Origin of the sequence: Burkholderia sp. Cy-637 (assembly GCF_011753175.1) — a bacterium.
GTDB lineage: Bacteria > Pseudomonadota > Gammaproteobacteria > Burkholderiales > Burkholderiaceae > Burkholderia > Burkholderia gladioli.
Genome location: NZ_VWWC01000011.1, coordinates 82,875 through 89,839 on the forward strand (window position 1 = coordinate 82,875; position 6,965 = coordinate 89,839).

The window sequence follows — 6,965 nt, forward strand, 5'->3', positions numbered from 1 at the left end:
TGGGTGGGCGAGTGTCGATAGGGCGCCATATTACTAGGCTCGGGGCACATTTTCACATATACCGGCAATCTGCCTGATTCATTCGAGGCATTTAATTACATGCGATTACCCGAAGCAAGGGATTTATTGCACCCGGCGGGATGGGCCGTTGCGCGGCACGCATCCCTTTGCAGCGCGATGAATGCGCCGATAAAAAACGGCGGGGCGGGCCAGAAGGCCCGCCCCGCCGGTATTTCGGGGTCCGGACGGCGTCGCCCGCCGCCGTCCGGCCGGTTCGATCAGCGCTGTTGCAGGCGGATGTCGCGCGACGAGGCGCCCACGTAGACGCTGCTGCCCGACACGAAGCGCCACTTGCCCTGCGTGTCGTCCCACACGCTCTGCATGCGCGGCGTGACGATCACATTGACGCGGCGCGACTCGCCCGGATTCAGGCGAACCTTGTCCCAGCCGACCAGGCGGCGCGGCGGCTCGTCCTTGTACGGCACGCCCAGGTAGACCTGCGGAATCTCGGCGCCGGCCACGCGGCCGCTGTTGCGGACCGTGAAGCTCACGTCGAGCAGGTTGCCCGGCAGGCGCAGCACCGACAGGCCCGAGTACGCGAATTGCGTATACGAGAGCCCGAAGCCGAATTCGAACATCGGATCGATGTTCTTCGCGTCATACCAGCGATAGCCCATGTCGAGCTTCTCGCTGTAGACGGGATTCGGATCGAAGCTGCCGTTGCTGCCCCAGGTCGGCGTGTCCTGGTCACGCGCCGGGAAGGTCACCGGCAGCTTGCCGGACGGATTGACCTGGCCGAACAGCAGGTTGGCGATCGCCTTGCCGCCGCCGTCGCCCGGGAACCAGGCCTCGACGATCGCCGAGACATTGTCCTTCCACGGCATCAGCACCGGGTTGCCGCTCTCGACCACCACCACCGTGCGCGGGTTGGCGGCCGCCACCGCCGAGACCAGCGCATCCTGGTTCGACGGATTGGCGAGCGAGAGGCTCTGCAGGTCGCCGAAGTCCTCGCCGGCCGGCTGCGCGACCACCACGATCGCCACGTCGGACTGCTTGGCGAGCGCCGCGGCCGAGTCGATCTCCTGCTGCGTGTAGGCGCGGAACGGTTGTTGCTGGTCGCTGTTGCCGGCGAAGCTGACCTGCGCGCCCGGCGCGAGCTGCTGGATCGCGGCGACGATCGGCGTATCGAGCTTGAGCCAGGGGTTGTGCCACCAGCCGCAGCCCGTCGAGCTGCCGAACTGCAGGCCGCCGCAGCCGGCGAACGAGCCCGTCACCGGGTCGCGCGTGTTGCCCGAGCCGCCGCCCGAGAGCACCGCCGCGTCGGCATGGCCGCCGATCACGGCGATCCGCTTGAGCGCCGAGGCGACCAGCGGCAACTGGTTGCCCTCGTTCTTCAGCAGCACCATCGACTGCTCGGCGGCCTTCTGCGCGAAGGCGTTGCCGGCCGCGAAATCGACCGTGCCGCTCTTGGCGGGATGATCGACCAGGCCGAGCCGGATCATGGTGTAGAGCTTGCGCCGCACCATGTCGTCGAGCCGCACGGTGGACACCGAGCCATTCGCGATCGCCTGCTTGACGGCGGCCGGCGTCAGGTAGACGGTGGCGCCGACGTCCTCTTCCTCGTCGAGCCCGGCGTTGATCGACTTCGCCGTGCTGTGCGCCGCGCCCCAGTCGGACTGGACCTGGCCTTCGAAGCCCCAGTCGTTCTTCAGCACGGTGGACAGCAGGTAGGTGTTCTCGCAGGCGTAGTCGCCGTTCAGGCGGTTGTACGAGCACATCACGCTGCCGGGACGCGCGCGCTTGGCGGCGATCTCGAAGGGCAGCAGGTAGATCTCGCGCAGCGTGCGCTCGTCGATCTGCGTGTTGCCGCCCTGCCGGCCGTGTTCCTGCTCGTTGCCGGCGTAATGCTTGATGGTGGCGATCACTTTTTCGCGCTGCGTGCCGTCGGTGCGCTCGGCCAGCAGGTCGCCGGCGAGCTGCGGATCCTCGCCGAGATACTCGAACAGGCGCCCGCCGCGTGGCTCGCGCGCGAGGTTGGTGCCGCCGCCCAGGCCCATGCCGAATCCTTGCGCGCGCAACTGCTGCGCGACCTGCCGGCCATAGGCGTTGGAGAGCTGGCGATCCCAGCTGGCGGCCACCGCGATGGTGGCCGGGAAGGTGGTGCTGGGTTGCGAGGTGCTGCCCGAGCCGGTCGAGGAATCGGCCATGTTCAGGTCGGGGATGCCCAGGCGCGGCACGCCCTGGATATAACCGGCGCCGCCGCCGGGCACCGCGCTCATCTCGTACTGCGAATGAATCAGCTGCAGTTTTTCATCGAGCGTCATCTTGCGCAGGAGCACGTCGGCCCGGATTTGCGCGGCGATCGAACCGACCACGTCGAGGCTCGACGGCGTGGGCGGGAAGTTGATGATGTCGGGGGCGCCGGCCGCATGGGCACCGGCGAACGCGAACGCCGCCACGGCGGCGGCCGACCAGAGTCTGACCTGCATGTCTCTCTCTCCGTTTGGTTCTGGTTGGGTGTCTCTGATGCAGGAAGCGACAACGGATGCAACGCGGAACGCGGTCCGCGTGTGCCGCGACGGTGCGCACCGTCGCGACGGAGTGGAGAATCGACGTGGCCAGTGTGATGTAGGAAACCTCCACCGGCTTCGATAGTAGGAATGTAGTCCGACTACAGCATCGGTGTTTTCCCTCAATCCTCGGATCTTTCTTCGTGGTGCCGATGTCGTCTCTTTTTCGAGCGGAAAAGCTTCCCGAGAGGTATCGAAAAAGGAATGTAAGAAGTGCCGAAAAACCAGGCGGGGCGCGGGATATGCGCGAAGGGGAAAATTTCGCGGAGGGGGAGGTGAGAAGGCCCCGCATCGCCATCGACGATGCGGGGCCTTGCCGGGTCATGCCGTCATCACGAGTTCGTCATGCCGATCCCGAACACGTGCATCTTGCCGGCGCTGACCTGGCGCGGCAGCGTGATGCTGGTCACCACCTTGCCCAGCGGCACCGGAATCTTCTGCGCGAAGATGTAGGTCTTCACGTTGTCCTGCTGGCCGCTGGCCGAGTTGCGATAGGCCATCGTGACGGCCACCGTCGAGCTCGGGCTCGCGCCGCCGCCGTTCAGGGTCCAGTCGTCGAAGCTCAGCGTGACCGCCTGGCTCGAGCCGTCCGCGAAGTTCAGCTGCGCCGTGCCGTTGCTCGGGCCGTTGTTGGCCGAGCCGAGCACCACCACGCCGGTGCCCACCGAGCCCGGGGGCAGCATCACGGTCTGCCCGACGGTGACGGTGTTGTCGAGCGTGAGCGGGCCGCCCGCCACCGCCACGCTGGCGCCGGCCACCGCGAACGGCTTGCCCGGCTGCACGCCCGCCGCCGCCAGCGCATTCAGCGAGTAGCTGAACAGGCTGCCGTCGAAGTCCGCGCCCTGGCCGTCGCTGTTGGTCGCGCCGTCCGCGCTGAAGCCGCGGTTGTTGTAGCTGTCGGCCGCGTTGATCGCCACCGGCACGCCGAACGACGGCGGCTGCTTCTGGCTGCCCCATTGCGAGGGCGAGCTGCCCATCGAGAAGTGCAGGGTGGCGCCGTTGGCGATGTCGTCGTAGGCGACCCAGGCGGTGTCGTGGGCACGGCCGTCGATCGACAGCGAACGCACGTAGCTCGAGTTCGGCGCGCCCGCCGCGCGGATCCGCCAGGTGCGGCCGTTGCCGAGCCGCACGTCGATCTGCGGGAACTGCGGGCTGCCGATCGCCAGGCCCGCCACGCCCGGGATCTGCGGGTACAGGCCCAGCGCGCCCCACACATACCAGCCCGACACGGCGCCGAGGTCGTCGTTGCCCGGCAGGCCGTCGGGGCCGGTGCCGAACGCGGTGCCCATGATCTGCTGCACCACGCGCTGCGTGCCCGAAGGCTGCGCCGCCCAGTTATAGAGCCAGGGCACCTCGAAGGTCGGCTCGTTGCCCATGTAGAAATTGGGCAGGCTCAGGCCGGCGTTGAGCACCGTGAAGAACTGGTCGAGCCGGGACGTCACCGTGCTGTTGCCGCCGAGCTGCGCGAACAGGCCCGCCGCGTTGTACGGCACCATCCAGGTGTACTGCTCGGCATTGCCCTCCACGTAGTTGTCGCCGCTGCTCGGCGTTTCCGGGATCCAGGCGCCGTTCGACTGGCGGCCCGCGATCAGCGGCGGCGTGAGCGAGGTGTTGAGCAGGTTCTGCCAGTAGGCCGAGCGGCCCAGCAGCATGCGCTGCGTGGCGGTGTCGCCCAGTTCGCCGGCGAAGCGCGAGATCGCGAAGTCGCTGCTCGAGTATTCGAGCGTCGACGAAGCCTGCCCCCACTCGCCGCTGGTGATGTAGCCGGTCTGCAGGTAGCTGGCGCGGCCGCCATTGGTGGTGACGTTGTTGCAGGCGGTGCCGGGGATGTTCGCCATCTTCACCATGTGCTGCAGGGCCGATTGCGTATCGAAGCGCCGCGCGCCGAAGGCATAGGCGCTGGAGACGATCAGCGAGCCGGCATCGCCCGGCATCACGCCGTCCTCGACGTTGTCGTTGACCCAATGCGGGATCGCGCCGCACTGGTCCGCGTCGTTGACGAGCGACTGGATCATGTCGCTGGTTTCCGACGGGTTGAGGATCGACTTCAGCTGGATCAGCGAGCGGTAGATGTCCCAGCCCGAGAACGACGAATACTGTGCCTGCTGGCCCTTGGCGACCTGGTGCACGGTATTGTCGAAGCCGATGTACTGGCCGTTCACGTCGCTGAAGATGCTGGGCGCCCACAGCGCGTGATAGAGCGCCGTGTAGAACTTCTTCTTCGCGTCGGCGGTGCCGCCCGCCACGCGGATCGCGTTGAGGCGGTCGTTCCAGGTGCTGTCGGCCTGCGTGCGCACGCCGTCGAAGTCCCAGCCGCGATTTTCCGCGTCGAGGTTGGCCTTCGCGTTGGCGACGCTCACGTAGGAGATGCCGATCTTCATCTTCACCGTCAGGCCCGAGCGGAAGCCGAGCTGGGCCACGCCGTGCGAGATTGCGGCCGAGGTGAAGGGCCGGTCGAAGGCCGCATAGAAGTAGACCGGCACCGGCACCGAGTTGCCGCAGAAGCCGCCGCCCACCGTGCTGCCCGAGATCACGCTGTCGGACACCTGCGTGATCGAGCCGGTGGTGGAGGTCTTGGTGTTGGTGCGCGTGGCGTCCAGCACCAGCAGCGCGGGCTTGCCGGCCGGGTAGGTGAACTGGCCGAAGCCGGTGCGCAGGGTGGCGGTCAGCTCCACCTTGATCTGCGAATCGAGCAGCACCGAGTAGTAGCCCGGCTTGGCCGTTTCGTTCGCATGACTGAAGGTGGGTACCAGCTGGGTGAAGTCGGTGGTGGGCATCACCGGGAATTCGCCGTTGTTGCCGCCGCAGCCGGCACCCGGCATGTGCGTCACGCTGAAGCCCTGGATCGAGTTGATGTCGTAGTAGTAGCCGGCCGGCGAGCCCGGCTCCTTGCTGCTGTTCGGCGCCGGCGTGGTGTTGGTGTCGGGCGCCCACTGCACCATGCCCGAAGGCAGGCCGGCAGCCGGCTCGACACTGCCGGCCTGCCCGGCCGGCACGGGGTTCGGCGAATTGCTGGCCAGCGTGCCGATCAGCGGATCGACGTACTGGGTCAGGGACAGGCTGCGGTTGTCGTCGAGGTTGGTCGTGTCGGCCGCGGAGGCTGACGGACGCGCCGCCAGTATCGAGGCGGCGCCACCGCTGCCGCCGTCGTCTCCCCCACACGCGCTCACTGCGCAGGCCACGGCCAGTGTGGCTGCGAGCGTCGTGAATCGATTCATGATCGTCTCTCTCTCCATTCTTCTTTGCTTCTTGCGTATCGACGATTCGAACGATCGAACCGCCGGCTCGTCGCGACTCCTGCTTCGTTACAAGGTCTTACTGTCTTGCTGCGTCGTAAGACTAGGATTCGGACGAATCCGCCGTCAATCGAATAAACACAGTTGTAATATTTTTCTTAGATTTACTAAACGATGCGCAACGTGACGAAACGCGGCGTCGTTGTGCTCAATGCCGGAAGCGGAGAAAAACACGGCGAAATTTGCGGCGCTGCGTCGTGACGGCCGTCGATTCGATGAAGGGAAAAACGCGTGGCGCGAGCCATCGCGATCGCATCAGAACGCGGGGAGTTGGCGCGCGATTCGCGTGATGGTCACAGGGAAGGGAGAAGGGATTCGCGCGACGGCACGAGCGTGCTGCTGCGCATGCACATCGGGCGAGGCGGGAGGACGGAACGGTCCGTCGAGGCGGGATTGTCGGCAGCCGGGCGAAGCGGCTTCGCATGGGATGCGCGGCGTGTTGCGCCGCGCATCCCGTAGCTTCACGTCACTGACGCGGCGGGATCGGCGCGCGTGCCGCCCCCGAGCGCCATTGCCCGCTGTGCCGCAAGCCGTCGACGAAACGCTGGCGTTCGTCGGGCGACAGCGTTTCGGCGAAATCGACCACGTTGCTCTCCACCTGGGCGCGCAGGCGCAGGTCGGCGTCGCGCGTGCGCGCGAGCGCCTCGTCCACGGCCGAGCGATCGAGCTGGGGCATGGCCAGCAGGTCGAGCACGTCGCGGCGGCCCTCGCGGGCCTCGCGCACATAGACGCGGCCGTCGCGGCGGGCTGCCTTCAGCGCCTCGGCGAATTGCTGCTGCCGCTCCGGCGGCAGGCCCTCGGCGGCGAAGCGCAGCGCGGTCCTGGCGGCGGGCGCGCCGCCGGCATGATGGCGGGAGAACCACTGATAGGCGCCGCCGGCGATCGCGCCGAGCAGGAACACGTTCAGCACCACCGAGACGACCAGCACGATGGTTCCGGTGCGGCCGTTCATTCGCCGCTCCAGTCGTCGGGCGAGCCGCCGAAGGTGGTGGTCAGGTAGGTGCTCTCGTGGACATAGGACGGCACGCTCGACAGCAGCGCGGCCGAGGTGGCGAAGGCACCGGCCAGGGCGCCGGCCGCGCCGATGCCGAGCACTGCC

3 protein-coding genes are annotated in these 6,965 nt (G+C 67.4%); all 3 read right to left on the bottom strand.

Annotated elements, in window-relative coordinates; genetic code table 11:
* Nucleotides 1-278 precede the first annotated feature (278 nt).
* Complete coding sequence (locus tag F3J10_RS05760) at nt 279-2,489, bottom strand: glycoside hydrolase family 3 C-terminal domain-containing protein (protein ID WP_025101624.1); 2,211 nt, start codon at nt 2,487-2,489, stop codon at nt 279-281.
* A 413-nt stretch (nt 2,490-2,902) separates the two neighbouring features.
* Nucleotides 2,903-5,788: a GH92 family glycosyl hydrolase gene (locus tag F3J10_RS05765; protein WP_240155397.1), complete on the bottom strand. Its 2,886-nt coding sequence runs from the start codon at nt 5,786-5,788 to the stop codon at nt 2,903-2,905.
* Between the two features lie 544 nt (nt 5,789-6,332).
* Nucleotides 6,333-6,818, bottom strand: a complete 486-nt coding sequence (locus F3J10_RS05770) for a periplasmic heavy metal sensor (RefSeq protein WP_013691343.1) — start codon at nt 6,816-6,818, stop codon at nt 6,333-6,335.
* Nucleotides 6,819-6,965: the final 147 nt, after the last annotated feature.